This is a genomic window from Paenarthrobacter sp. PPS72 (genome assembly GCF_048537125.1).
Classification (GTDB): Bacteria; Actinomycetota; Actinomycetes; order Actinomycetales; family Micrococcaceae; genus Arthrobacter; species Arthrobacter nitroguajacolicus_E.
The window spans coordinates 37,866-60,543 of the sequence record NZ_JBLYIE010000009.1 but is presented as its reverse complement, the minus strand read 5'-3'; the positions used below and the strand labels follow the sequence as shown (position 1 = coordinate 60,543).

The window sequence follows — 22,678 nt, the reverse complement described above, 5'->3', positions numbered from 1 at the left end:
ATGACTTTGCCGGATAGGCTGTGGACACTGTTGTTCTTGGACCGTGGGGGTTTGTAGGTGCTCTTTCCTTTTCCGTTTGGCCAGGAGTGGACCTGGCTACTAGCCGCATGGGCCATTGCGGAAGTGATCATCCGCATCGCTCTTTTGGGCATCATCCCCGGCAACCGCCGTCCCACCACTGCCATGGCCTGGCTTTTGGCTGTGTTCCTCATCCCATCCGTAGGTTTCGTCCTCTTTCTCCTCTTCGGCAATTTCAAGCTGTCCAAGCGCCGGCGTGAACAGCAGGAAGAAGTAAATCGCCGCGTCCGTGCCGTGACCTCCGACCTTGCCGATCCAGTGAGCGTCTACTCCGGTCCGGAATGGGTGAAGTCGGCGGGCGAGCTGAATCATCGGCTCGGATCGCTGCCCATGGTTGACGGGAACAAGGTTGAGCTGATTCCCGGCTACGAGGAATCCATCAAGGCCATGGCGGAAGCGGTCAAAGGCGCCGAGAGCTACATCAACGCCGAGTTCTACATCATGAGCAGCGACTCCGTGACGGACGAACTGCTCACTGAACTGGAGAAGGCAGCCGATCGGGGCGTCACAGTCAGGCTTCTCTTTGACCACATCGGAACGCTGCGTGTGAAGGGGTACCGTCGCCTGATCCGGCGGCTCAAATCAGGGAAGATCCAATGGAAGCGAATGCTGCCGCTTCTGCCCATCCATGGTCAATGGCGGAGACCGGACCTGAGGAACCATCGCAAGATCATGGTGATCGACGGACTGGTTGCTTTCACCGGCTCGCAGAACCTGATCGAGCCTTCATACAACAATCCCAAACACCACAAGGTTGGCCGTAAGTGGGTTGAGCTCATGTCCCGGCTTGAGGGACCCATTGTGGCCACCCTCAACGTCGTGTTCGCCACCGACTGGCTGAGCGAGACGGATGAGTCCCTTGAGGACCAGCTACGCCTGCCAACGCAGCCGGCTCCTGGCCGCGTCACGGCCCAGGTAGTCCCCAGTGGTCCGGGGTTTGCCACCGAAAACAACCTTCGCTTGTTCAATACCCTGATCTACTCGGCGCAGCACAGGATCTCCATCTGCAGCCCGTATTTCGTCCCCGATGACTCCTTGCTCTACGCCATCACCACGGCCGCGCAGCGAGGCGTTGATGTTGAACTCTTCGTTTCAGAAAAGGGAGACCAATTCCTGGTTCACCACGCCCAGCGCTCCTACTATGAAGCCCTGCTGGGTGCAGGAGTGCGGATTTACCTGTACCGGGCGCCGTACGTCCTCCACGCCAAGCACTTCACCATTGATGATGAAGTGGCCGTTCTCGGTTCCAGCAACATGGACATGCGCTCCTTCTCCCTGAACATGGAGGTCTCGGTGATGCTCCTTGGCGCCGAAACCGTGAACCTCATGCGGGCCGTGGAGTCCACGTATCGCGAGGTGTCCCGTGAGCTTATGTTGGAAGACTGGATGGATAGACCCCCGTTGGCAAAGTATGTGGATAACGTGGCCAGATTGACGGCGACGCTCCAGTAGTTTTTGTACAGTTGACGCCCTTTAGAGGCGCGTTTAGGGGCATTAGCTGTACAAAAACTCAGCCCGGGAATTCAGCGCCCAACGTGGACAGCACGCCGAAGGCCTTGGTCCGGATTTCCTCGTACTCATCGTCAGCCGCGGAGTCCGATGTAATGGCCCCACCCACGCCGAGGGACAGCGTCCGCCCGCCTGCGCTATCGGGGTTTACCACCAAGGTCCGGATCACTACGGCGAGGTCCGTGGCCGCGTTCAGCGAGAAGTAACCGATCGCGCCGGAGTAGATGCCCCGCGGCCCGGATTCGAGCTGGTCCAGGATGTCCATGGAGCTGATCTTGGGCGCCCCCGTCATGGAGCCGGCGGGGAAGGCTGCGGCCAAAGCTTCGGCCCGCGGCGCACCGGGGCGAAGGTGTGCGTCGATGGTGCTGACCATTTGATGGACCGTGGCGTAGCTCTCGATCGCGCACAGACGGCTGACGGTCACGGAACCGGGGATGGCGAAGTGGCTGAGATCGTTGCGCAGCAGGTCCACGATCATGATGTTCTCGGCACGGTCCTTCAGCGACGTCTCAAGGTCGTGCCGCAAAGCAGCATCTTCGGAGGCGTCGGAGGAGCGGCGTCGGGTGCCCTTGATCGGCTCGGCGCGCATGCCGCCGTCGGACAGTATGCGGAGGAACCGCTCGGGCGACGTACTCGCGACCACCAGTTCGCCGAAGCGAAGGTAACTGGCGAACGGTGCCGGGTTCCTGCGTCGAAGGCTGAGATAGCTCGCCCAGGGATCCAAGTCCCTGGCCGGGGCTTCCAACGTGGTGGTCAGGCAGATTTCATAAGAGTTGCCTTCGCTGATTTCGTGCTGGGAGTCCTCTATCTTGCGCTTGTAGTCAGTGGCGGAGTCCCTGCTGACGAATTCGGGAACTGTCCCGGACAGGACTGAGGGGACGTCGGCCACAGCGGCGGCAGGGGTGGCAGCAGCCTCGACGGCGGTGCGGGCCTCACGGAACCATTCCTCGGCGTCGGGCGCTTCCAAGGCGAGCAGCCAGACAGCCTGTTCGCGATGGTCCAGCACCACAGCCCGGCCGGCAAAGAGCAGGGCAGCGTCCGGGGTGTCGGCGGCGACGTCATTGCCACCGGTTTCGCGCTTGAGTTCGTACCCCAGATAGCCGAGCCAGCCCAGCGTGAACGGACCGTCATAACCGCGGGGTGCGCGGACGGCGCGGCGGCCCCAGACGGAATCGAGCCAGCGGAAGAACGGCCCGGACGTGCTCACGGTGGCGGAACCGGCGGTCACGTGGGTGGTGCCGGAACGGTGCAGTACGGACTGTCCGAACGTCCCGCCGTCGTCCGCCAGGATGCTGAAGCGGCTGCGCGCGGCCGCTTGGGAACGGCCGGCGACTGCGGAGGCATTGGAGGAGTCCAGCCACACCGCGTTCGCGGACTGGCCGTACAGGGACTCGAACAGACGAGCAGCGTCGGGCGTCGCCTCCAGTCGCTCGGATCGCAATTGCAGTCCTCGCCGGGCACTGAGTTCAGGCGACAAGACGGCAGCAACTGAAGGCATATACATCAGGGCCTGCAGCACATCATCCGGTGCGCTGCCGTCTGCAAGGTTCTGTACCCGGACGTCAGCGGCTCCGACCACCTCATCGGTGGAAAGCCACTCATCCTCCTGGGCTGCCCAGCTGTCCCAGTACGGTTCGTAGGTGCTTCCGTCACGCGTCAAAGCCCGACGACGGCGATCGTCACCGGGCGATTCCACCCACACCACGGCGTCCAGCATGGGACGGGCTGCGTCCGCTGCGGCTCCCACGCCTTCCACGATGACAATCTCGGCGGGCAGCGTGACGTTCAGGCCGCCGTCGTAATGCTTCTCCCAGTCCCAACTGGTCCATTCCGCTGCCTCGCCGGAACTGAGTGGTTTCAGGACCGTGCCGACGTAGCGTTCAATGCCGGGCATGAGGCCGTTCCAGCCGGGGTAGATGTCCTCCAGATGAAACAGTGAAACCTTGTGGTGCTGCCGCAGCCGTGCCGCCAGTTCAACGGCGAGCGTGGTTTTACCTGCGCCGGACCTGCCGTCAACAGCGATGATCACGGGTGCAGGGGTCATGTCATAGAGGTTACCTGCTGGTGGTCGTGGCCCGTGGCGGCCTCCGCGGTGCTGATGGCTGCCTTGACGTACTGCACTATTCCGGGGATGGCGGCTTTGATCAGTGTCCACGTGTTATCGAAGTCAGTGTGTCCGCCATACCAAGGGTCCTCGATGCCGAGGTCCAGCGAGCTACGGCCCGCCATGTGGGGGTCGAAGCTGCGGAGCATCCGAACCTTCCCCAGGGAAGCGTGATCCGGGGCGCCTTCCTGGAGCCAGCCGAAATGGTCAACGTCAAGGGCGAGGATCAGGTCCCGTTCGGCATACCATTCGCGCCGCCACTCACGGGCAACGTGGTCCTCCGAAGCGAGGTGCTGGGCCGTCAGGACACGAGCGGCCCGGGGATCTATGGGGTGTCCAACCTCGTACCCTGTGGTGCCCGCAGAGTCCACCACCACGAGCTCGCCGAGCCCTTCCGCCTGGAGGGCTTCGGAAAGCATGACCGCTGCCATGGGCGAGCGGCAGATGTTTCCAGTGCAGACCGTGATGATGCGGTATGGGCTCGTCGTTGAGTACATGCAGCAAGCATGATTCATGGCGCACCCTCTTGGCTAGGGGCAACTTCACAACCGAGTCACTTTTCCTGTCAAAGCTGTCACGCGCGGACTTCCGGCTGGTGCTGGCGCTAGGCGGGAGTGGCTTCCCGTGCTTCCGCGGCGAGCGCTGCGGCGGCGAGGTAAACGGTGCGTACGACGGCGGCGCGTCGCCTTTGAGCCCTGCCCGGCTCGTCGCCGGCCATGAGTCCGTCGAGCGCCGGGAGTACGGGGGCGGCGTCGCACAAGCTCACGATAGTAATCAGGAGATCCCCGGCATCCTCCCGGGAGACGCCGGGGAGGGCGGCAACGGTGCTGTTGACCTTCGACGCACAATTGGCCATCCGCCTGGGCAGTCCCACAACCTCCGCGCCGCGTTCCAGTCCTTCCCAGAACAGGAGGCGTGGCGCGGTCGCATCCTTCTGGTGGTGGTCGAAGAGCCGGCCTGCGTAGTCTGCCATGGCTTCGGGACCGCTGCCCTCGATGGGAACTTCATCCATGAGGGAGCTCAGGGCGGTGACGATCACGGCGTCGAAAAGGGCATTCTTGTTGCCGAAGTACTGGTAGATCCGCTCCTTGTTGACGCCTGCCTCTGCCGCAATGCGGTCAATACGGGCGCCGGCCAGTCCACGCGCGCAAAACTCCGACGTTGCTGCTTTGAGCAGCAGCCCTTTTGTTCGCTCTGTGTCCCACGCCATAGGGGTCATATTACCAGTTTCCAACTAAGTGGTTGTAATTGGGGGAGGGTGGGGTTATTGTGATCTCAAGCCAAAAGCAACCGTTTAGTTGGAGAATGTCATGACCACACAAACAACCTCCCGGATCACCCCTGAGCCCGCTGCCCCTGCGGCGAAGCCCCAGCTGCCGTCCGTGCACGTTCGCGCCGTGATCACCTGGCTCGCCATCTTCCCGCTCGTGTCCATTGGCATGCTGCTCCTGGGCCCGATCATGGAGCCTTGGCACCCTGTGCTTCGGGCACTGCTGCTGACCGCTCTTGTTGTTCCCGCGGCTGTCTACTTCGTGGTTCCGCGGCTCATGGCCGGACACGGTGCCCTGACCCGCAGGGCTGTTGAGCGCCAAGCACGGCGAGCGGGCCGCAAACCTGCCTGAACCCCAACTGGCTGGCATTTGTGGTCGCTCTGAGGGCTGAGAAGGACCACTAATGCCAGCCAGTTGGGTGGGGAGGGCGGGACTAAGCGGCCCGCAGCTGCTCGACGTCGGCGATGGTGGGGTACGCAGCCTGCGTGCCCTTCTTCGTGGCAGCCAACGCTGCGGCTACCGAGGCGAAGGACGCGGCACCCGCCAAGGTGTCCCCGGCAGCCAGGCGCGCAGCCAAAGCACCCGTGAAGGCGTCGCCGGCACCCGTGGTGTCAACCGCAGAAACGCGTGTGGGAGCGATGCGGGTGATCTGGTCTTCAGCGCCACGTGCCGACGAATCCAGGACCACCGAACCGTGTGCGCCGAGCGTCACCAGGACCCGCTGCAGGCCTCGATCCGCGAACTGGCTCCGGACCGGCTCCCATGCTTCAACGCCGGCTTCGGCGTCAGGAATGTCGGCTTCCGCGCCAAGGAATAGGGACGCCTCGTGAGCGTTCACCAGCAGCACATCGCTCAACCCGGCCAAACGCTCCGGCACCTCCGCGTAAGGCGAGAGGTTGAGCAGAACGGTTGCACCGGCGTCGTGCCCTGCTTGGGCGGCGGCAATCACAGTATCGATCCCCACCTCCAGGCAGAGGCACACCACAGCGGCTTCCTGGAACGCGTCGGGCGTGATGTCCGCGGGCCTGAGCGTCCCGTTGGCTCCGGCCGAGATGATGATGCTGTTCTCACCGCTGGCGTCCACGGAAATGACGGCGACACCGGTGGCAACTTCCGAACGCAGGACGCGCGAAACGTCCACCCCCGCGCCGGCTGTCGATTCCAGGAGCATGGTGCCGTTGGGGTCCTGGCCCACTGCCCCGATCAGGCTGACTTGACCGCCGAGCTTGCTGGCAGCCACCGCCTGATTGGCGCTCTTTCCGCCGGGATTCACTGCGAAACCATCGCCGTGGACTGTCTCACCGGGTTGAGGGAGGCGGTCGCAATAGATGGTGAGGTCTGCGTTGAGGGAGCCGACGACGACGATTCCCGCCTTGGGCGCGCTGGTCATGCGGTCACCTTCTGGTTCTCGGTCACTTCTGCGTCCACAGGCTTTGGAATCAGCAGCGAAGCGGCGAAGGCAGCAAAGGTAATGGCGAGGCCCACCACCACGACGGTCAGGTAAGAAGCCTTGGGATCATTGAGCGAAGCAGTGGCCACCAGGACCGCCGGAAGGACAAGGAAGCTAAGCCCGGCTCCGAGGTTGAAGGCGCCGGCGTTCATGCCCGGCAGGAAGCCCGGATTGCCCTGCGGCGAGAGGACCACGCCCAGCCCGTTCAACATGATGTTGACGGTACCGGCGTACATGATGCCCAGCAACGCCGTGCCCACGATCATCATTGGCAGGTTGTTGAGGCCGAAGAAGGCAATGATGGCCAGAGCCACGAGACTGCCGATCAGGCCGATGCGCAGGACCTTCGTGTATCCGAGGACCGGAGCAAGACGGCCACTGATCGGGCCAAACAGCCAGCCAAGCAGTGCGTAGGGAGTCAGGATGATGAGCGACATCTCCGTGGGACCAACGCCGAAGCCGGGATCCGCTGCCTGCACGTAGGCGGGAACGATGCCGTTGATGACTGCGAAAATACCGGTCATGGTCAGGGTGGTGGTCAGCAGCGGAGCCCAGGTGGAGCGTTGGCGCAGGTGCACGGTTTCCACCATGGGCTGTTTGGCGCGCTTCTCCACAGTCCAGAACGCAAAGAACGCGACGACGGCGATCACCGTGAGTACGATCGCGAGGGTCAGGGTGCCGGCGTCGAACGCACTGGCCAGTTTGGCGCCCTCATTCAACGCGGTGAGCAGGGCGCCGACGGCGATGACAATGAAGAACACGCCCAGCCAGTCCATGGTGGTGCCGGCGGCCGGCTTGCTTTCGCCGGCGAGGACGGCGATCAGAACGGTGGCGATCAAGGCCAGGGCGACCATGAGCCAGAAAATGCTGCGGAACCCGAAGTTCTCAGCGAAGTATCCGCCCACGAAGGAGTCGACGCCGGCCACACCGCCGTTTACTGCCGTGATCAGGCCCATGAGTGTGCCGTACTTGCGCGGGTTGCTGACCGCGGACCGGAGCATGATCAGGCAGAGCGGAACCGTGGGGCCGCTGACGCCCTGGATGATGCGGCCGACGAAGAGCCATGTGACGTCCGGGGCCATCGCTGCGATGACAGAACCCACAGCCATCAGGAGCATCATGCCGACGAGGATCTTCTTACGGCCCACGATGTCGCTCAGGCGCGGAAGGAAGAGGGAGAAGAGTGCTGCGGCGGTGAAGAACCAGGTCTGGGACAGGCCGATGGTGGCTTGGTCCGTGTTGAGTTCGTTGCCCATGGTGACCAGGGCCGGGCTGAGCATGGAGGCGTTGAGCTGGAAAGCTACGCAGGCTGCCAGCAGGGCCACCATGAGGGCGGTGACGTTGCCGCGAGTGGACTTGGGTTCGGTTGCAAGGGAGGACATTACTTTGCCTCTCCTGCCAGGATTGCCTCGGCGGTGGCGGTGACTTCCGTTTCCGTGAGGTCAGCCGTCGCGGGAGTGGCGGCACCGCCGGCGTCGTGCGTTGGTTCGCCAATCCGTTCTATCGCGTCGGTAACCAGGTTCCAGAACTTCTTGTGGTCCAGGTCCACGGCGACGGAGGTGTGGCAGTCGTCCGGGGCGGGTGCGCGGAAATCGGCCACAGTCATGCCGAGAGTGAGTTTGCCTTGGAGCTCGATGTCCACGGGGACCTTGCGGGTGGTCATGACGGTGGGGTCGATGACGTAGGCCACCGCGCAGGGGTCGTGGACCGGCGGGAAGTCGAAGCCTTGGGCGTCCTTGTAGGTCTTCTGGAAGAAGTCCATGAGTTCCATGACGAATTTGGCGGGCTTGGTGCCGATCTTCGCGATGCGGTCCACTACCTCGTCCGTGGCCAGAGCTTGGTGTGTGAGGTCCAGGCCTACCATCACCACGGGCCACTTTTCGTTGAATACGATGTGTGCGGCTTCGGGGTCGATGATGATGTTGAACTCTGCCACCGCGCTCCAGTTGCCCACGTGGTAGCCGCCGCCCATGAGGACAACTTCCTTGACGCGCTCCACAATGCGCGGCTCCTTGCGGGCGGCCATTGCGATGTTGGTGAGGCCCGCGGTGGGGACCAGGGTGACCGTGCCCGGCTCATGCGCCATGACGGTTTCAATGATGAGGTCGACGGCGTGGCGCGGGTCCAGCTCGATAGCGGACTCGGGCTGCTCCGGGCCGTCCATGCCGGAATCGCCGTGGATGCTGGGGGCCGTTTCGATGGTGCGGACCAAGGGGCGGTCGCAACCGGCTGCGAAGGGGACCCCGGTAATACCGGCGATGGTTGCCACTGATAGGGCGTTGCGGGTGACCTTTTCCAACGTCTGGTTGCCTACCACGGTGGTCACGGCCAGCAGTTCGATGTCCGGATTGCCGTGCGCCAGCAGCAACGCCACGGCGTCGTCATGGCCAGGGTCGCAGTCAAGAATGATCTTCTTGCGTGCCGGTGTCATGGTGTTGGGATCCACGTTTCTCTCCACGTCATTGGGGCCTGCCTGGAACTTGCCCGGGGCAGGGCGCTAAGCATTCAGGGGAATTCTGGCACTCGTTTGTGGGCTACGTCAAACGCTTAACGCTTGTCTCGGGTTCTGTTCGTCAAGCGCTTGATGTCTTCTCGCAGGTCAAGACGGTTTCAGACCGTTACGATCGATGCATGGAATCCCTGGATCAGCGCCAAGGCCGCGCGCCCCGTTCGCCTCGCGTGACGGCCGCGATGGTGGCTGCCCGGGCAGGCGTTTCGACCGCCACCGTCTCCTTGGTGGCGAACGGCAAAACCCAAGGACGGGTGTCCGAGGACAACATCTCGCGGGTGCGCTCAGCGATCGCCGAGCTCGGCTACGTGGTGGACAGCATCGGCAGTTCCCTTGCCCGCGGTGTCAGCTCGATTGTCATCCTGGTGACTCCGGACGTGTCCAACCCCTTCTTTGCCAACGTCATCGCGGGGGTGCGGGAGTCCCTGGGCTCCCAATATCAGCTGCTGCTATCCGTGACCGACGCCGGAGAATCACCACAGGCCGACGACGTCCGTAAACTCCTGGCCCTCCGCCCTGCCGGCTTGCTCGTGGGTGCCCCGAGCGCTGAATTCCTGGAGGACCTGTCCGCAGCCGGTCCGTTGGTGCTGTTGGACGCCCCCGGTCTTGAGTCCTACGCGCCCTCCGTCAACCTCGACGTCGCCCAAGGTGCCCGCGAGCTGGCCCGACATCTGGCCGCCTCCGGTCATACGCGGGCCGCTTACGTAGACGGTGTAACTGGTACAGCCACTTTCCAATTGCGGCGTGAAGCCTTCCTGGCGGAGGCCGCTTCATGTGGGCTTTCGGTGGCTGACGGGCATGTCATCAGCACCCCGATCGACGTCGGTGCTGCCGCTGCCGCGTTCGCCGAAGCCTGGCCGGAGTGGCACCGCGAGGGGGTGACCGCCGTCGTCTGCGGTACCGATACCCATGCCTATGGCGTGCTTCAGGAAGCCCGCGTTGAGGGTGTCCGGATCCCTGGTGAGCTGGCGGTGGCGGGCTTCGATGATTTGCCCTACTCGGCCACCAGCAACCCCAGCCTCACCAGCGTGCACCTGCCGGCGACGCCCTTGGGACGTAGAGCGGGGGAGCAACTGCGGGGGCTCATGGAAGGCCTGCCCCTGGACGAGCCCCATGTGACGCTCGAGAGCTCGCTGGTGGTGCGGGGATCTACGGCTCTGAGTTAGAACTTTCGGCCTTCCGCACCCGCAAGCGGGTTGCTTAGTGCAGCCTGCCTAGTGAATGACGGCGAGCAGGATGCCCACCAGGACGAACAGGCAGCCGAAGACCCGGTTGAGGACCTTCTGGCCGCGCTCATCGTGGGTGAACCTCTGGAAGGACCGCGCCGCGAAAGCGAAGAAGAACCACATCACCAGGATGTCGATCATGATGACGGTGGTGGTCAGTACCGCGTATTGCTGCAGCAGCGGCTGGTCCGGGCGGATGAACTGGGGCATGAAGGCAAGGAAGAAGACAATGGCCTTCGGGTTGAGCAGGTTCACCCAGATTCCGCGTTGGAACATGGATAGGGCGGACTCGTCCTTCTTACTGTCCGCCTTCTCCTGGTCCAGGTCCGGTTTGTGCAGGAACTGCCTGATGCCGAGATATACCAAGTACGCGGCTCCGGCGTAGCGAATGACGTTGAAGATCACTGGCGAATTGGAAACCAGCACACCCACACCCAAGGCAACGATGACAATGTGGATGACCAGAGCCACCTGCTGCCCCAGGATGCCCCAGATGGAGCGTCGGAAGCCGGAGTTGAGCGAATTGCTCATAGTGAAGATGGCTCCGGCGCCGGGAGTGAAACTGATCAGGGTGCCGGCACCAACCAGGGCCAGCCAAAGTGAAAACTGCACATCTCAGCTTAGGCCCGCAGAGTTGGTGGTTTGGACGCGTTGCTTCCTGACCTTCTTTGGCGGCTGACGAGGCGGAATGCACCCGGAATGGGTTGATTATGGCCGCCCAACAGATCAAAGAAGGTGGCGAAGGTACAGCCACAGCCACCGCTTAGGGCAAACTGGTGCCGTGAGCAGAATCCCGTGGGTGCTGCACGTTGACCTCGACCAGTTCATTGCGGCGGTCGAGGTCCTCCGCCGGCCTGAATTGGCGGGCAAAGCGATCATTGTGGGAGGCAGGGGAGACCCCACGGAACGGGCTGTTGTCTCCACGGCGTCCTACGAAGCGAGGGCGTTCGGAGTCGGCTCCGGGATGCCCCTGAGGATTGCGGCCCGGAAGGCACCGTACGCCATTATTCTGCCGGTGGATCAGGAGGCCTACCTGGCGGCCTCAGAGGTAGTGATGGCCACTCTCCGCGCACAGCCCGGTGCCACCGTCCAGGTGCTGGGCTGGGATGAGGCGTTCGTCGGCGTAGAAACGCAGGACCCGGAAGCATACGCTCAACAGATCCAAGCTGCGGTACTCGAGAGCACCAGTCTGCATTGCAGTGTGGGCATCGGAGACACCTTGGTCCGGGCCAAGAACGCCACGGATTTCGGCAAACCGGCCGGTATCTTCACGCTGACCAAGGAGAACTGGCTCGACGTCATGGGAGCCAAGCCCACCAAGGAACTATGGGGCATTGGACCTAAAGTGTCGCAACGGTTGGCGAAGCACCAGATCACCACGGTGGCAGAGCTCGCCGCAACAGAGCCGCAGGTGCTGGTCCCGGAATTCGGCCCCAAGATGGGACCGTGGTACGCACAGCTAGGGCGTGGGGAGGGTTCCAGCGAAGTGGATGACACACCGTGGGTGGCCCGCGCCCATGGCCGTGAAACGACGTTCCAGCAGGACCTGACCGAGCCCGATCAGGTCAGCGACGCCATCAAGGAGTTGACCGCCAGGGTGCTGGAAGACGTCGCCGCAGAAGGACGTCCAGTGATCGGGCTGACCCTCAAAGTCCGCTACGCCCCGTTCTTCACCAAGACCTACGCGAGGAAGATTCCGGAGACTTTCGATCGGGAAGCCGTCCTCGAACAGGCTTTGGACCTGACAGCGAAAATGGAGCCGGAGCGGCCCATTCGGCTCCTCGGCTTGCGGGCTGAGATGTCCATGCCCGAGGAAGCCCGCAAGGGACATACGCCCACGCGCAGCGGTTGGTAACGCCGTCGGGCCCTTAAGCCCGACGGCGCCCTGCCGGCTACCAGCGCGGGTGGATCGCTTCGCGGAAGTAGCGGTCGTAGATGTCCCGGACACCTTCAGCGAGGCCGGTACCAAGATCCTGCATCCCTCCGGCCTCGGCATTGGCCGCTGCCTGGGCTGCCGAGCGTGCACCGGGAATGACCGAGCTGACACCGTCCTGAGCGATGACCCAGGCGAGGGCCGCTTGGGCGGTGCTAACGCCGTCGGGCACTAATCCGCTGAACTCCTGCGCGGCTTTGATGCCGGTTGCGAAGTCGACGCCGGAGAAGGTCTCGCCGACATCGAAGGAGGACCCGTCGCGGTTGTAGTTCCGGTGGTCGTTTTCAGGGAACTCGGTGTCCGGCGTGTACTTACCGGACAGCAGACCGGAGGCCAGCGGCACCCTGGCAATGATGCCAACGCCGGCTTCCTTGGCTGCGGGCAGCACGTCGTCGAGGGGCTTCAAGCGGAAGGCGTTGAGGATGATCTGCACGGAGGCGGTGTTCCCGCGTTTGATGGCTTCAAGGGCTTCATCCGTGCGCTCGACGCTGACGCCATAGTTGCGGATGGCGCCCTCGCTGACCAGAGTGTCCAAGGCGTCATAGACTTCGTCGCTGCTGTAAACGGACGTGGGAGGGCAGTGCAGTTGGACGAGGTCCAGTGTGTCCTGCTGCAGGTTGCGCCGTGAACGGTCGGTCCAGGCCCGGAAGTTCTCCAGCGTGTAATTTTCGTGGACTTGATCCACTCGGCGACCCATTTTGGTGGCCACCGTGATGTCCAGGTCGGGACGGGAGCGGAGGAAGCGTCCTATGAACTGCTCGCTGCGGCCATCTCCGTAGACATCTGCGGTATCGAAGAAATTGACGCCGCCTTCCACCGAGGCTTCCAGGACGGCAAAGGCGTCCTCTTCAGTGACTGAACCCCAGTCGGCTCCGAGTTGCCAGGTTCCCAGTCCGATGGTGGAGACGGACCGGCCGGTCTTGCCAAGTATGCGTTGTTCCATGGATTCGACTATATGGGCTTAATGCTCGTCCATCCTCGCTACTTTTCCCATTAAGTACTTTCGTTCGGGCAGGCTTCCGGTCTTTTTTGCGGCCGAGAGGTACGCTGCGCGGGCCTCTGCGTAGGAGCCTGACATCTCCAATAAATGGCCCCGAACGGCGTCCAATCGGTGGGTCCGGCCAAGCGCCGCCTCAAGTCCGACCAGCAGCTCAAGTCCAGCGGCCGGCCCGTGAACCATGGCCACAGCTACCGCGCGATTAAGCGTGACCACGGGACTGGGTGCCACGGCTTCAAGGACTGTGTAGAGGGCAAGAATCTGCGGCCAATCGGTCTCTTCGTCAGAGGCCGCTTCGGCGTGAACGGCAGCAATGGCCGCCTGAAGTTGATACGGCCCAGGGGCTCCGCGCCCGAGCACCGAGGACAGCAGTGCGATGCCCTCTTTTATCTGGTCCCGATTCCAAATACTTCGGTCCTGCTCTGCCAGCGGCACCGGTGTTCCGTCCGGCAATGTGCGTGCCGCGCGTCTGGAATCGGTCAGCAGCATCAACGCCAGCAGGCCTGCGGCCTCCAGTTCCCGCGGTGCAACTGCCACCAGCAGGCGAGTCACCCGGATGGCTTCGGTGGTGAGCTCCTCGCGCTGCAGCGACGCACCCGAGCTTGCCGCGTAGCCTTCGTTGAAGATCAGGTACAGGACGTGAAGTACGACGCCGAGCCTTGCCTTGCGCTCGGAAGCCGGCGGCATGCTGAACGTGGCTCCCGCCTTCTGGATCCCCTGTTTTGCACGGCTGATGCGCTGTCCCATAGTGGCTTCGGGGACCAGGAAAGCCGAGGCGATTTCCGCCGTCGTGAGTCCTCCGACGGCCCGGAGCGTCAAGGCCAGTTGTGATGGGGCCGAGAGCGCCGGGTGGCAGCAGAGGAACATCAAGGTGAGGGCGTCGTCCGCTTCCGGGACCGAACCTGCCTGGAAATCCATGGCAGCGACTCGTTCCTCGCGGCCACGCCGGGCGCTTTCGCTGCGCCACATATCCACGAGCCGACGCGATGCAACGGCCATCAGCCACGCCCGTGGGTTGTCGGGAATCCCGGAGGGCCACTGAAGTGACGCCTCAAGGAGTGCTTCCTGGACGGCATCCTCGCAGGCATCGAATTGCCCATGCGTCCGTGCCAGCACGCCGAGTACCTGCGGCGCCAAGATGCGCAGCAGGTCCTCTATTCGCGTATCCCGTGGGGAACCCAGTTAGACCTCCGGCAGGGCTTCCTGTGGCGGAGCTTGTTGAACTTCGCGAAGCTCAACCACCTGGGCGTACTTTACGATGCTTGAACAAATTTCCACGGCACGTTCCTCGCTGGCCACATCAACAACCCAATAGCCCACCAGCGACTCCTTCGACTCGGCGTACGGGCCGTCGGTCGTGATGACGCCGTCCGGGGTCTGCTTGACGAGCTTGGCGGTGCTGCCGTCGGCAAGCCCGGCGTTGAACACCATCTCACCGGACTCAGCCAGATCCTTATCGATCTGGATCATGAACCCGATCATTTCCTGGATCCAGGCGGGGTCGGCGGTCTCCATCATGCCCTCGGCCGATCCGAACATCATGATCATGTATTTCATCTCAAACTCCTTGTGAGGAGCACCCTTTGTGGATGCTTTCACTGATGGGTCGGAACTGCGGCGGGTATTTCTACATGGTTGGGCAAACTTTTTTTTGAAGACTACGCCCGGGCGATCACTTCTCCGTTGGGGATGAGGAAGAACCCGTCCTCGGTAGCTCCCCAGCGATGCCAGCCGGCAGCGATCCTGGCGAGGTCGGCCTCGTTGGCGAAACCGTACTCCAGGGCTTGTTCGGCGAAGGCGGAGTGCAGCACGCGTTCGCTCCAGACCCGTGATTGCCAGGCGCGCTGCTGGGCTGTGGCATAGAGCCAGTTGCTGCTGGTGGGTGCCACCTGGGTAAAACCTGCTTGTTGGGCCCAGGAAACCAGGCGGCGGCCGGCGTCGGGCTCTGCTCCGTTGCGGCGCGCGATCTTTTGATAGAGCTCCATCCAGTCGTCCAGTTCAGGGACTTCGGGGTACCAGCTCATGCCGTGGAAGTCGGCGTCGCGCACTGCAACGATTGCGCCTGGTTTGGCCACCCGGCGCATCTCGCGAAGGGCGGCGACGGGGTCGGTCAGGTGTTGGAGGACCTGGTGCGCATGGACGAGGTCGAAAGATTCGTCCTCAAAGTCCAGGTCGTAGATGTTGCCCGTCTGGAACGTCACGTTGTCCACGCCACGCTCGGTAGCCAGTTCAGTGGCTTGCGCAACGATGTCCGCTGACCTGTCCAAGCCGATTACTTGAGCGGGCGCCACCAGCCCCGCGAAGTCGCAGGTGATACTGCCTGGTCCGCATCCGACGTCGAGCACTGACGTTCCGGGGGTGAGATGGGGGATGACAAACGCGGCCGAATTCTCGACCGTCCGTGAGGCGTGGGCCCGGACAACCGATTCGTGGTGCCCGTGGGTATAGACATCTTCAGGCTGCTGCGCGTTCATAGGGAAACGCTACAACTTGGAAGGTGAATTTAGCCGGAACGCGTGGCGTCGGGTTGGGCAGCTTCTTCGCGGGCAGCCAAGGTGGCTTCCACCATGTCCGTCATGAAGCGGGTGACAAGCTCCAATTCCGCTGGGCTGTAAGCGGCCATGGCCTTGCCCATGCGTATGGCGAGCGGCATGAACATGGCACTCCCATCCCGGTACGCCTTGGGCGTCATCTGCAACTGGACCTGCCGGCGGTCCGTGCCAAGGCGCTCGCGCACCACGTGTCCGCTCGCGTACAGGCGATCCACCAGCGCGGTGGTGGCGGGGGAGCTGAGGCGCAACTCGGAGCGGAGGACGCCCGGGGTGACCACTTTGCCCGCAGCGGTGTGGCGCATGATGACGGCGAGCGCGTTCAGGTCCGTGCGGTGCATGTCGTTCCGGCCACCCGCTGCATCCACGTAGTGGTTGGCTTCAAGGGTGAAGTCCTGGAGGAGCCTGACGAGTTCTTGGGGGGCTGCGCTTTCGGGGCGGCTCGCCTCGGGGCGCGTGGCTGCTGTGTCCGACATGTCCGCCCTCCTGCCAGCGTTGTCTGGTAATTACTGCCCTCCGGATATTACTCCGAGCGGTCCGGGATTTTGGCATTTTCTGTACCGCGGTCTTGGAATAGTTCCATCATAGAGATAATCTATGGTGGAATAAAGACCTTGAAAGCACCCATGGAAAAGAAGGACTCATGAACTCGCAGAAAGTACCGTTCTGGCTGCGCTGGCTGGTGCCCGTGGTGCTGGTCATCACTTGGCTGGGCATTGCAGGAATCGGCGGCCCCACCTTCGGGCGGTTGGAGGAGGTCTCCTCCAATGACCAGGCCTCATTCCTTCCGGCGGGCGCCGAAGCGACGGAAGCCGGCGACTGGCAAGCCAAGTTCAGGGACTCCGAAGAGATTCCTGCCGTGGTGGTCGTGGAGAACGACGCCGCGTTTACCCCTGCTCAGCTAGGCGAAGCAGCTCAGTTGAAAGCCGAAATTGAGGCACTCAAGCTGGGGAGCGCCGTCGTTGGACCCATCCCGTCCGAAGACGGCAAGGCAGTCCAGTTCATTGTTCCCATGGCGTCCTCAGATGAGCTGCGCGAGAAAGTTCAGGAGCTGCGGGACGTGGTGCAGCCCGGCGCTCCGGACGGGATGCAGGCCTTCGTTACGGGTCCCGCCGGCTTGACTGCCGACCTCGTCAACGCGTTCGGCGGGATCGACGGCATTCTGCTGTTGGTTGCCCTCGGTGCAGTTTTCGTGATCCTGCTACTGGTCTACCGCTCGGTGGTGCTGCCGCTGGCGGTGCTGTTCACTTCGGTCTTCGCCTTGTGCGCCGCGATCCTGCTGGTGTTCGGCATGGCCAAGCTCGGCTGGATCCAGTTGAACGGCCAGAGCCAAGGCATCCTCTCTATTTTGGTGATCGGCGCGGCCACCGACTACGCACTGCTGTACGTGGCGAGGTTCCGTGAAGCCCTGACTCACACCACCAACCGCACGCAGGCAGTCATTACGGCATGGAAGGCGTCCTTCGAACCGATCATCGCTTCCGGTGCCACCGTCATCATCGCCCTTCTCTGCCTTCTGTTCTCCGATCTGAACTCCAACAAGGCGCTGGGACCTGTGGCAGCAGCAGGCATCCTCTGCTCCCTGTTCGCCGCACTGACGCTCCTGCCCGCGCTGATGGCGTTGCTCGGCCGCGCTGCCTTCTGGCCCTTCCGTCCCAAGCTGCTGCCCGACGACGAACGCGAACCTGAGATCGTCACCGGACTTGAGGGGCAAAAGGGTCTGTGGCGCGCTACAGGCCGACTGGTGTCCAAGCGGCCGCGGGTTGTGTGGGTTGCTTCCGGGCTCCTGCTCCTTGCGGCTTCAACTGGTTTGATGCAGTTGAAGGCCAACGGCGTGCCGCAAACGGACGTCATTCTTTCTGCCTCCGACGCCGTGGACGGTCAGGAAGCGCTGGCGCGCCATTTCGACGCAGGCAGCGGCAGCCCCGCCGTCGTGGTCGCTTCAGAAGGTGCCGCGCAGCAGGTCCTGGAGAAGGTCAAAACAGCCGACGGTGTGGGCGACGCCTACCTGTTGGCTGATGGAAACGTACCTATTACCGGTGCTCCCGGCTCTCCCGCTGACCCGGCTGTCCGCGAGGGCAGGGTCCTGATCAACGCCACGCTGAACTCTGCGGCCGATTCGATCGAAGCTGAAGAAGCGGTGAAGTCTTTGCGGGTTGCCGTCAAGGAGGTCGATGCCGCGGCGTTGGTGGGTGGCGTTACAGCCACCGCGCTGGATACAAACACCACGGCCCAGCGCGACTTGGTAGTCATCATTCCGATCGTGCTGGTGGTGATCCTGTTTATCCTGATGCTGCTGCTGCGATCCGTGGTGGCCCCGGTGTTGCTGGTGCTGTCCGTGGTGCTTTCCTACGGTGCCGCGATGGGTGTCTCGGCGTGGGTCTTCAATGGAGTCTTCGGATTCTCCGGGGCTGACGCCACCGTGCCTTTGTTCGGTTTCGTGTTCCTGGTGGCCCTCGGCGTGGATTACAACATCTTCCTGATGAGTCGAGTAAGGGAAGAGTCCTTGAAGCACGGGACGCGTCCGGGAATCCTCCGGGGATTGGCTGTTACCGGCGGCGTCATCACCTCTGCAGGTGTTGTGCTGGCGGCTACCTTCGCGGCCCTTGGGGTCATCCCCATCATGTTCCTGGTCCAGTTGGCGTTCATCGTGGCTTTTGGTGTGCTGCTGGATACGGTGCTGGTCCGCTCGCTGTTGGTTCCCGCGCTGGCCTACGACATCGGCAGCAAGATCTGGTGGCCGGGGAAGCTGGCGCATGAGCCTTCCACAACCTCGGCAGGGCGCCGCGAAGAGGCGTCGGTGGGCAGATAATCGTCAGTCAATGACCGGCGAGCGGCGCTCCAGCAGCAGGGTGTCGCGCCATTGTCCGGCGGCGGGTCCGGTGCTCACGCGAGCGATACGTTCCCGTCGCCCGACAATGGCGAATCCATGAGCCTGATGGAGGCGAAGACTGGCCTCGTTCTCGGGGAAGATGCTGGACTGGATAGTCCAGATACCCTGCGCCTCCGTGGAAGTTGCGAGTGCCTGCAGAAGCAGTTTCCCAACGCCTTGGCCGCGGGCGGGGCCCGCCACATAAATGGAATGCTCGACTACACCCGCATAGGCGGCGCGACTGGAGACAGGTGATACTGCGGTCCAGCCGAGGATTACGCCCCGGCTGTCGACTGCCACGAATCGGTGCTCAGCCAATTTGGAGTTATTGAAAGAGTCCCAGTCGGGCGCGGACGACTCGAACGTGGCGAAGCCGGTGTCGATGCCTTCCTGAAAAATCTCCCTGACGGAGGGCCAGTCGCCAGGCTCCATTGCCCTCAGGGTTGCCGTCACAGCGTGGCCGTCACAGCGTGGCCAGGATGCCGGAAACGTCATCCAACGCGCCCGGAACGAGGGAGTAGTAAGCCCACGTGCCGCGCTTCTGCCGATGAAGCAAGCCTGCATCCACCAGGATCTTCAAATGGTGCGAAACCGTCGGCTGGCCGAGGCCCAGTGGCTCAGTGAGGTCGCAGACGCAGGCTTCGCCCGAAGCTTCGGCCTTGACCATGGAAAGAAGCCGCAGCCGGTTGGGGTCGCCCAGGGCCTTGAAGACCACGGCCTTCCGCTTGGCGTCCTCGGCACCGAGGGTTGTCGGGCCTGTAGGGGCACAGCAGTCCTGCCCCGTGGCAGGCTCGAGTGTGGATGGTGCGGTCATGTTCCTATTATGCCCTCATATTGACGGTCATCAATGTAAGCCGGCTTGCCACCTTCGCTTGGCTCACCGTATACCTTTGCCTGGCTTAGTGTCACCGGCAGCGGGAGCGAAACGATAGCCCATTTGCGGGAGAACGGCGGCATTACGGTGATGTTCTGCGCTTTTGACGGGCGCCCGAATATCGTCCGGCTCCACGGGACAGGGCGCGTGGTCACCAAGAACCGCACCAGCATCGATGGCCTTGCCGCCTAGCCCAGCCCGAGGATCTTCCGGGCCATCCGCGGTACCTCTGTGGCGGTGGCGACAGCGTGCTTAGGCTCTGACCGTATTCCGTTCGCGGTAACCGTCCGCGGCGTAAACTCCGAGGACCCGTACCTCAGTAGTGAAGAACTCCAGTTCCTCCAAGGCCCGGCGGAGACGGGCATCCTCAGGATGCCCTTCGACGTCGGAAAGGAACATGGTGGCCGCGAACTCGTCACCCACCATGTAGCTCTCCAGCCGCGTCATGTTGAGGCCGTTGGTCGCAAACCCGCCCAGTGCCTTGTAAAGCGCCGAGGGAACGTTGCGGACACGGAACACGAAACTGGTAATCGCGGAGCCGGGCAGCTCTTCCTTCGTGGGAAGTTCCCTCTCCCGGGCAAGGACCACAAAACGAGTCGTGTTGGTGGGGTCATCCTCGACACCCGAGGCCAGGACGTCGAGGCCGTACAGCCCGGCTGCGAGCGGCGGGGCAAGGGATAGCTTGCGGGGATCATTCCAGTCCCGGACCTCCCGCGCCGACCCGGCAGTGTCACCGGCAACCACGGGCTTGAGGCCGGCTTCACGAATGATCCTGCGGCACTGTCCCAGAGCGTGGATGTGGCTGTGGACCTCGGTAGCGCCTTCAATTGTGCTGCCCGGAATGCCCAAGAGGTCAAAGTGAATCGGGAGGAAGAACTCACCGACGATCTGGAGTTTGGACTGGGGGAGAAGCACGTGGATGTCGGCTACGCGTCCGGCAATGGAGTTCTCAATCGGGATCATGGCCAGCTCGACTTCCCCGGTGGACACCCGCTCAAAAGCATCCTCGAAGCTCGCACACGGAACGCTTTCGAGTTCGGGGAACATTTCCTTGCACGCGAGATCCGAATTGGCTCCGGGCTCACCTTGGTACGCAATCTTCTGGGCCATGATGCTCATGGTTACACGCAGAGCGGCCGGCCTCCCAACCGCGTCCACCTTGTTACTGGACAAAGAGATGTCCCCGGCCCTAGGTTCGCAGTAAGGATTGGGGGCAGCCGATGGCGACTGCAACAGCGTTCCAACGGAACAACGCACAGCAGGTCAACGAGCAGCGGGTTGTAAGGCTCGCAGGGACAGTCATTGGACTGTTCACCCTCGTATGGGCCGTTCTGCTGGGAGGTGCTTTCGGCAAGTATGACGCCGCGCCCTTGCCGGTTGCATCACAGGGATTAAGCCTATTGTCCGCGCTCGCTGTCTACTTCCATTGCCGGCGTATGGCTCACCGGACCAGCGCGGCCGGGCTGCTCTGTTTCGCGGCGGTCGGCTTCTTCTTCGCAGACGTCGCCATGGGCTTCCAGTACAGCCCGTTCTTCGGGATCGCCCTCATCGCTTGGGCGGCCAGCGCCCGGCGTCCCTTCCTTGCCGGGACGGGAGTATTGGCCGTAGGTGCAGCCGTCGTCGCCAGATATGAGCACTCCCTGGCCGTCGTCGTCATTGCCGTGTCCGGCGTGATCATCCTCGCGACAGCACTAGCGGTACGCCCAGGAAACCCAACTGAGTCGCAGCGCATGCCGTTATGAAGGCTCAAAACGCGCTTTGCTGCGACTTAGTTGGGTAAGCACGGCCCCGGGAGGGTTAGCCGTTGATGACCTGCGGGACGCCCAGGGCTTTGAGGCCCTCGGCGCCGAACTCCAAGCCGTAGCCCGACTGCTTGGCACCACCGAACGGAACACGGGGGTCTACGGCGCCGTGCTTGTTGATCCACACGGTGCCTGCCTGGATGCGGGATGCGACTTCGCGTGCGGCACCCAGGTCGGAGGACCAGACTGAGGCGCCCAAGCCGACGTCGAGCGCGTTCGCCTTGGCGACGGCCTCGTCAACGGTGCTGTACTTGATGATCGGCAGGGCTGGTCCGAACTGTTCCTCTGCGACCAAGGGGTTCTCGTTATCGACGTCGGCAACCAAAGTGGTGGGGTAGAAGTTGCCGGGCGCGGAGGCATCGGGGTTGCCGCCGAGCAGCACGCGGCCACCCGAAGCCTTCGCAGCCTCCACAAGTCCGGCAACGATGTCGTATTGCTGCCGGTTCTGCAGCGGACCCAGCACGTTGTTTTCATCAAGGCCGTTTCCCATCGGCATGGCCGCAGCAACAGCAGTGAGCTCAGCACAAACAGCCTCGTACTGCGACTCGTGCACGTACAGGCGCTTCAGGGCGGCGCAGGTCTGGCCGGTGTTGATGAACGCGCCCCAGAACAATCCCTCAGCAATCGCCTTGGGATCGGAGTCGGGCAGGACAATGCCGGCGTCGTTGCCGCCGAGTTCAAGGGTGAGCCGTTTGACGGTATCGGCCGACGAGCGGATGATCGCTTTGCCCGTAGCGGTGGAGCCGGTGAACATGACCTTGCCAATGGCAGGGTGCTCAGCAAGCCGGGCGCCCACGTCGCGGCCGCCCGAGACTACGGAAAGCAGGCCTTCGGGCAGTTCCTGGTTGATGATCGAAACCAGCGCCAGCACGGAAAGCGGCGTGAATTCGGAGGGCTTGACCACTACGGCGTTACCCATGCGCAGGGCCGGTGCGATCTGCCACACGGTGATCATCATGGGCCAGTTCCAAGGTCCAATGGCACCCACGACGCCGATGGGCCGGTAGTGGAGTTCGGCGCGGGTTTCGCCGTCGTCCACAACGGTTTCCGGATCTAGCGCCGTGGCAGCCGTGGCCCGGAGCCAGGCGGCGCACGCGCCAACTTCGAAGCGCGCGTTCGGGCCGTTCAACGGTTTGCCCTGCTCGCGGGAGAGGAGTTGGGCCAGCTCTTCAGCGGAGCGTTCGACGGCGTCGGCGGCTTTCATGAGCGCAGCGGACCTGGCGTCGTGACCCAAGGCAGCCCATGACGGCTGGGCTGCAGTGGCACCAGCAATGGCGGCCTCGAGGTCCTCCACAGTGTGCACAGGGGCTTCGCCTACAGCTTGGGCCGTTGCCGGGTCAGAGATGGTGCGGCTGTCCTGGCCGGGGGCCGGGGTGATTGAGGCCAGCAGGGCGTCGTAAGTCTCCATTGGTACTCCGCTCGGGTTGTAAGTCTTGGCGGCCGGTAAGGCGCGCGGCGATGTTTCCAGTGTGGTCGGCGTCACGCAGAAGGGCCTTGTCTATGC

General features: G+C 63.1%; 23 protein-coding genes. 7 read left to right on the top strand and 16 right to left on the bottom strand.

The genetic code is table 11. The features are described from left to right. The first annotated feature begins 57 nt into the window (after positions 1 to 57). Entirely contained in the window at positions 58 to 1,530 is a 1,473-nt protein-coding gene (gene cls, locus ACLRGI_RS05705) for a cardiolipin synthase (protein ID WP_419200686.1), read from the top strand. Positions 1,531 to 1,588: 58 nt separating this feature from the next. Here cls and pabB read toward each other — a convergent pair whose 3' ends face one another. The 3 genes from pabB to ACLRGI_RS05690 form a co-directional block, all read right to left on the bottom strand. After that, a complete protein-coding gene (gene pabB / locus ACLRGI_RS05700; protein WP_419200685.1) occupies positions 1,589 to 3,631 on the bottom strand; it encodes an aminodeoxychorismate synthase component I in 2,043 nt (680 codons plus the stop codon). Continuing rightward, positions 3,628 to 4,188, bottom strand: coding sequence for a low molecular weight protein-tyrosine-phosphatase (locus ACLRGI_RS05695; protein WP_419200684.1), 561 nt, complete (start codon positions 4,186 to 4,188; stop codon positions 3,628 to 3,630). The genes pabB and ACLRGI_RS05695 overlap by 4 nt, the downstream gene beginning before the upstream one ends. A gap of 107 nt (positions 4,189 to 4,295) precedes the next feature. Next, complete coding sequence (locus ACLRGI_RS05690) at positions 4,296 to 4,901, bottom strand: TetR/AcrR family transcriptional regulator (RefSeq protein WP_419200683.1); 606 nt, start codon at positions 4,899 to 4,901, stop codon at positions 4,296 to 4,298. Between the two features lie 100 nt (positions 4,902 to 5,001). Here ACLRGI_RS05690 and ACLRGI_RS05685 point away from each other — a divergent pair, with 100 nt between their 5' ends. After that, entirely contained in the window at positions 5,002 to 5,313 is a 312-nt protein-coding gene (locus ACLRGI_RS05685; protein ID WP_419200682.1) for a putative antibiotic biosynthesis monooxygenase, read from the top strand. 82 nt (positions 5,314 to 5,395) lie between these two features. Here the strand turns inward: ACLRGI_RS05685 and ACLRGI_RS05680 are convergent, their stop codons facing one another. Genes ACLRGI_RS05680 through uriH form a run of 3 tightly spaced genes read right to left on the bottom strand, consistent with a single transcriptional unit; the run spans position 5,396 to position 8,843 of the window. Next, positions 5,396 to 6,352 (bottom strand): ribokinase, encoded by a 957-nt coding sequence (locus tag ACLRGI_RS05680; RefSeq protein ID WP_419200681.1) that lies wholly within the window; start codon positions 6,350 to 6,352, stop codon positions 5,396 to 5,398. Further along, positions 6,349 to 7,794, bottom strand: a complete 1,446-nt coding sequence (gene uriT, locus ACLRGI_RS05675; RefSeq protein WP_419200680.1) for a uridine transporter UriT — start codon at positions 7,792 to 7,794, stop codon at positions 6,349 to 6,351. Before uriT ends, ACLRGI_RS05680 begins: the two co-directional genes overlap by 4 nt. Beyond that, positions 7,794 to 8,843 carry a uridine-preferring nucleoside hydrolase UriH gene (gene uriH / locus ACLRGI_RS05670; protein WP_419200718.1) on the bottom strand — a complete coding sequence of 350 codons (1,050 nt, stop codon included), beginning with the start codon at positions 8,841 to 8,843 and terminating at the stop codon, positions 7,794 to 7,796. The genes uriT and uriH overlap by 1 nt, the downstream gene beginning before the upstream one ends. Before the next feature lie 200 nt (positions 8,844 to 9,043). Between uriH and ACLRGI_RS05665 the strand changes: the two genes are divergently transcribed. Beyond that, positions 9,044 to 10,087 carry a LacI family DNA-binding transcriptional regulator gene (locus ACLRGI_RS05665; protein ID WP_419200679.1) on the top strand — a complete coding sequence of 348 codons (1,044 nt, stop codon included), beginning with the start codon at positions 9,044 to 9,046 and terminating at the stop codon, positions 10,085 to 10,087. Positions 10,088 to 10,135: 48 nt separating this feature from the next. Here the strand turns inward: ACLRGI_RS05665 and ACLRGI_RS05660 are convergent, their stop codons facing one another. Next, positions 10,136 to 10,759 (bottom strand): LysE family transporter, encoded by a 624-nt coding sequence (locus ACLRGI_RS05660; RefSeq protein WP_419200678.1) that lies wholly within the window; start codon positions 10,757 to 10,759, stop codon positions 10,136 to 10,138. Positions 10,760 to 10,928: 169 nt separating this feature from the next. On the opposite strand from ACLRGI_RS05660, the gene ACLRGI_RS05655 reads away from it, so the two are divergent. Beyond that, positions 10,929 to 12,002 (top strand): DNA polymerase IV, encoded by a 1,074-nt coding sequence (locus tag ACLRGI_RS05655; protein WP_503409114.1) that lies wholly within the window; start codon positions 10,929 to 10,931, stop codon positions 12,000 to 12,002. Between the two features lie 37 nt (positions 12,003 to 12,039). On the opposite strand, the gene ACLRGI_RS05650 is transcribed toward ACLRGI_RS05655, so the two are convergent. The 5 genes from ACLRGI_RS05650 to ACLRGI_RS05630 all read right to left on the bottom strand — a co-directional run bounded on the left by ACLRGI_RS05650 (position 12,040) and on the right by ACLRGI_RS05630 (position 16,102). Continuing rightward, on the bottom strand, positions 12,040 to 13,023 hold the full coding sequence (locus ACLRGI_RS05650; RefSeq protein ID WP_419200677.1) for an aldo/keto reductase: 984 nt from the start codon (positions 13,021 to 13,023) through the stop codon (positions 12,040 to 12,042). A gap of 18 nt (positions 13,024 to 13,041) precedes the next feature. After that, positions 13,042 to 14,214, bottom strand: coding sequence for an RNA polymerase sigma factor (locus ACLRGI_RS05645; protein WP_419200676.1), 1,173 nt, complete (start codon positions 14,212 to 14,214; stop codon positions 13,042 to 13,044). 45 nt (positions 14,215 to 14,259) lie between these two features. Continuing rightward, positions 14,260 to 14,634: a YciI family protein gene (locus ACLRGI_RS05640; protein ID WP_419200675.1), complete on the bottom strand. Its 375-nt coding sequence runs from the start codon at positions 14,632 to 14,634 to the stop codon at positions 14,260 to 14,262. A gap of 101 nt (positions 14,635 to 14,735) precedes the next feature. Further along, positions 14,736 to 15,551, bottom strand: coding sequence for a methyltransferase domain-containing protein (locus ACLRGI_RS05635; RefSeq protein ID WP_419200674.1), 816 nt, complete (start codon positions 15,549 to 15,551; stop codon positions 14,736 to 14,738). A gap of 29 nt (positions 15,552 to 15,580) precedes the next feature. Further along, complete coding sequence (locus tag ACLRGI_RS05630) at positions 15,581 to 16,102, bottom strand: MarR family winged helix-turn-helix transcriptional regulator (RefSeq protein WP_419200673.1); 522 nt, start codon at positions 16,100 to 16,102, stop codon at positions 15,581 to 15,583. Between the two features lie 167 nt (positions 16,103 to 16,269). On the opposite strand from ACLRGI_RS05630, the gene ACLRGI_RS05625 reads away from it, so the two are divergent. Further along, entirely contained in the window at positions 16,270 to 18,438 is a 2,169-nt protein-coding gene (locus tag ACLRGI_RS05625; RefSeq protein WP_419200672.1) for an MMPL family transporter, read from the top strand. A gap of 3 nt (positions 18,439 to 18,441) precedes the next feature. Here ACLRGI_RS05625 and ACLRGI_RS05620 read toward each other — a convergent pair whose 3' ends face one another. Then, positions 18,442 to 18,930, bottom strand: coding sequence for a GNAT family N-acetyltransferase (locus tag ACLRGI_RS05620; protein ID WP_419200671.1), 489 nt, complete (start codon positions 18,928 to 18,930; stop codon positions 18,442 to 18,444). Positions 18,931 to 18,961: 31 nt separating this feature from the next. Continuing rightward, positions 18,962 to 19,312, bottom strand: a complete 351-nt coding sequence (locus tag ACLRGI_RS05615; RefSeq protein ID WP_419200670.1) for an ArsR/SmtB family transcription factor — start codon at positions 19,310 to 19,312, stop codon at positions 18,962 to 18,964. 45 nt (positions 19,313 to 19,357) lie between these two features. On the opposite strand from ACLRGI_RS05615, the gene ACLRGI_RS05610 reads away from it, so the two are divergent. Then, entirely contained in the window at positions 19,358 to 19,564 is a 207-nt protein-coding gene (locus tag ACLRGI_RS05610) for a pyridoxamine 5'-phosphate oxidase family protein (RefSeq protein ID WP_419200669.1), read from the top strand. A 60-nt stretch (positions 19,565 to 19,624) separates the two neighbouring features. Here ACLRGI_RS05610 and ACLRGI_RS05605 read toward each other — a convergent pair whose 3' ends face one another. Further along, entirely contained in the window at positions 19,625 to 20,482 is an 858-nt protein-coding gene (locus ACLRGI_RS05605) for a prephenate dehydratase (RefSeq protein ID WP_419200668.1), read from the bottom strand. Between the two features lie 110 nt (positions 20,483 to 20,592). Between ACLRGI_RS05605 and ACLRGI_RS05600 the strand changes: the two genes are divergently transcribed. Then, on the top strand, positions 20,593 to 21,114 hold the full coding sequence (locus ACLRGI_RS05600; RefSeq protein WP_419200667.1) for a hypothetical protein: 522 nt from the start codon (positions 20,593 to 20,595) through the stop codon (positions 21,112 to 21,114). A 55-nt stretch (positions 21,115 to 21,169) separates the two neighbouring features. Here ACLRGI_RS05600 and ACLRGI_RS05595 read toward each other — a convergent pair whose 3' ends face one another. Next, a complete protein-coding gene (locus ACLRGI_RS05595) occupies positions 21,170 to 22,582 on the bottom strand; it encodes an aldehyde dehydrogenase family protein (RefSeq protein ID WP_419200716.1) in 1,413 nt (470 codons plus the stop codon). Positions 22,583 to 22,678 lie beyond the last annotated feature (96 nt).

Excerpts from the sequence above, each read along its gene's own strand:
- pabB (WP_419200685.1), bottom strand. The coding sequence starts at position 3,631 with ATGACCCCTGCACCCGTGATCATCGCTGTTGACGGCAGGTCCGGCGCA.
- ACLRGI_RS05695 (WP_419200684.1), bottom strand. The coding sequence starts at position 4,188 with ATGTACTCAACGACGAGCCCATACCGCATCATCACGGTCTGCACTGGA.
- ACLRGI_RS05690 (WP_419200683.1), bottom strand. The coding sequence starts at position 4,901 with ATGGCGTGGGACACAGAGCGAACAAAAGGGCTGCTGCTCAAAGCAGCA.
- ACLRGI_RS05685 (WP_419200682.1), top strand. The coding sequence starts at position 5,002 with ATGACCACACAAACAACCTCCCGGATCACCCCTGAGCCCGCTGCCCCT.
- ACLRGI_RS05680 (WP_419200681.1), bottom strand. The coding sequence starts at position 6,352 with ATGACCAGCGCGCCCAAGGCGGGAATCGTCGTCGTCGGCTCCCTCAAC.
- uriT (WP_419200680.1), bottom strand. The coding sequence starts at position 7,794 with ATGTCCTCCCTTGCAACCGAACCCAAGTCCACTCGCGGCAACGTCACC.
- uriH (WP_419200718.1), bottom strand. The coding sequence starts at position 8,843 with ATGACACCGGCACGCAAGAAGATCATTCTTGACTGCGACCCTGGCCAT.
- ACLRGI_RS05665 (WP_419200679.1), top strand. The coding sequence starts at position 9,044 with ATGGAATCCCTGGATCAGCGCCAAGGCCGCGCGCCCCGTTCGCCTCGC.
- ACLRGI_RS05650 (WP_419200677.1), bottom strand. The coding sequence starts at position 13,023 with ATGGAACAACGCATACTTGGCAAGACCGGCCGGTCCGTCTCCACCATC.
- ACLRGI_RS05640 (WP_419200675.1), bottom strand. The coding sequence starts at position 14,634 with ATGAAATACATGATCATGATGTTCGGATCGGCCGAGGGCATGATGGAG.
- ACLRGI_RS05635 (WP_419200674.1), bottom strand. The coding sequence starts at position 15,551 with ATGAACGCGCAGCAGCCTGAAGATGTCTATACCCACGGGCACCACGAA.
- ACLRGI_RS05630 (WP_419200673.1), bottom strand. The coding sequence starts at position 16,102 with ATGTCGGACACAGCAGCCACGCGCCCCGAGGCGAGCCGCCCCGAAAGC.
- ACLRGI_RS05625 (WP_419200672.1), top strand. The coding sequence starts at position 16,270 with ATGAACTCGCAGAAAGTACCGTTCTGGCTGCGCTGGCTGGTGCCCGTG.
- ACLRGI_RS05620 (WP_419200671.1), bottom strand. The coding sequence starts at position 18,930 with ATGGAGCCTGGCGACTGGCCCTCCGTCAGGGAGATTTTTCAGGAAGGC.
- ACLRGI_RS05615 (WP_419200670.1), bottom strand. The coding sequence starts at position 19,312 with ATGACCGCACCATCCACACTCGAGCCTGCCACGGGGCAGGACTGCTGT.
- ACLRGI_RS05605 (WP_419200668.1), bottom strand. The coding sequence starts at position 20,482 with ATGGCCCAGAAGATTGCGTACCAAGGTGAGCCCGGAGCCAATTCGGAT.
- ACLRGI_RS05600 (WP_419200667.1), top strand. The coding sequence starts at position 20,593 with ATGGCGACTGCAACAGCGTTCCAACGGAACAACGCACAGCAGGTCAAC.
- ACLRGI_RS05595 (WP_419200716.1), bottom strand. The coding sequence starts at position 22,582 with ATGGAGACTTACGACGCCCTGCTGGCCTCAATCACCCCGGCCCCCGGC.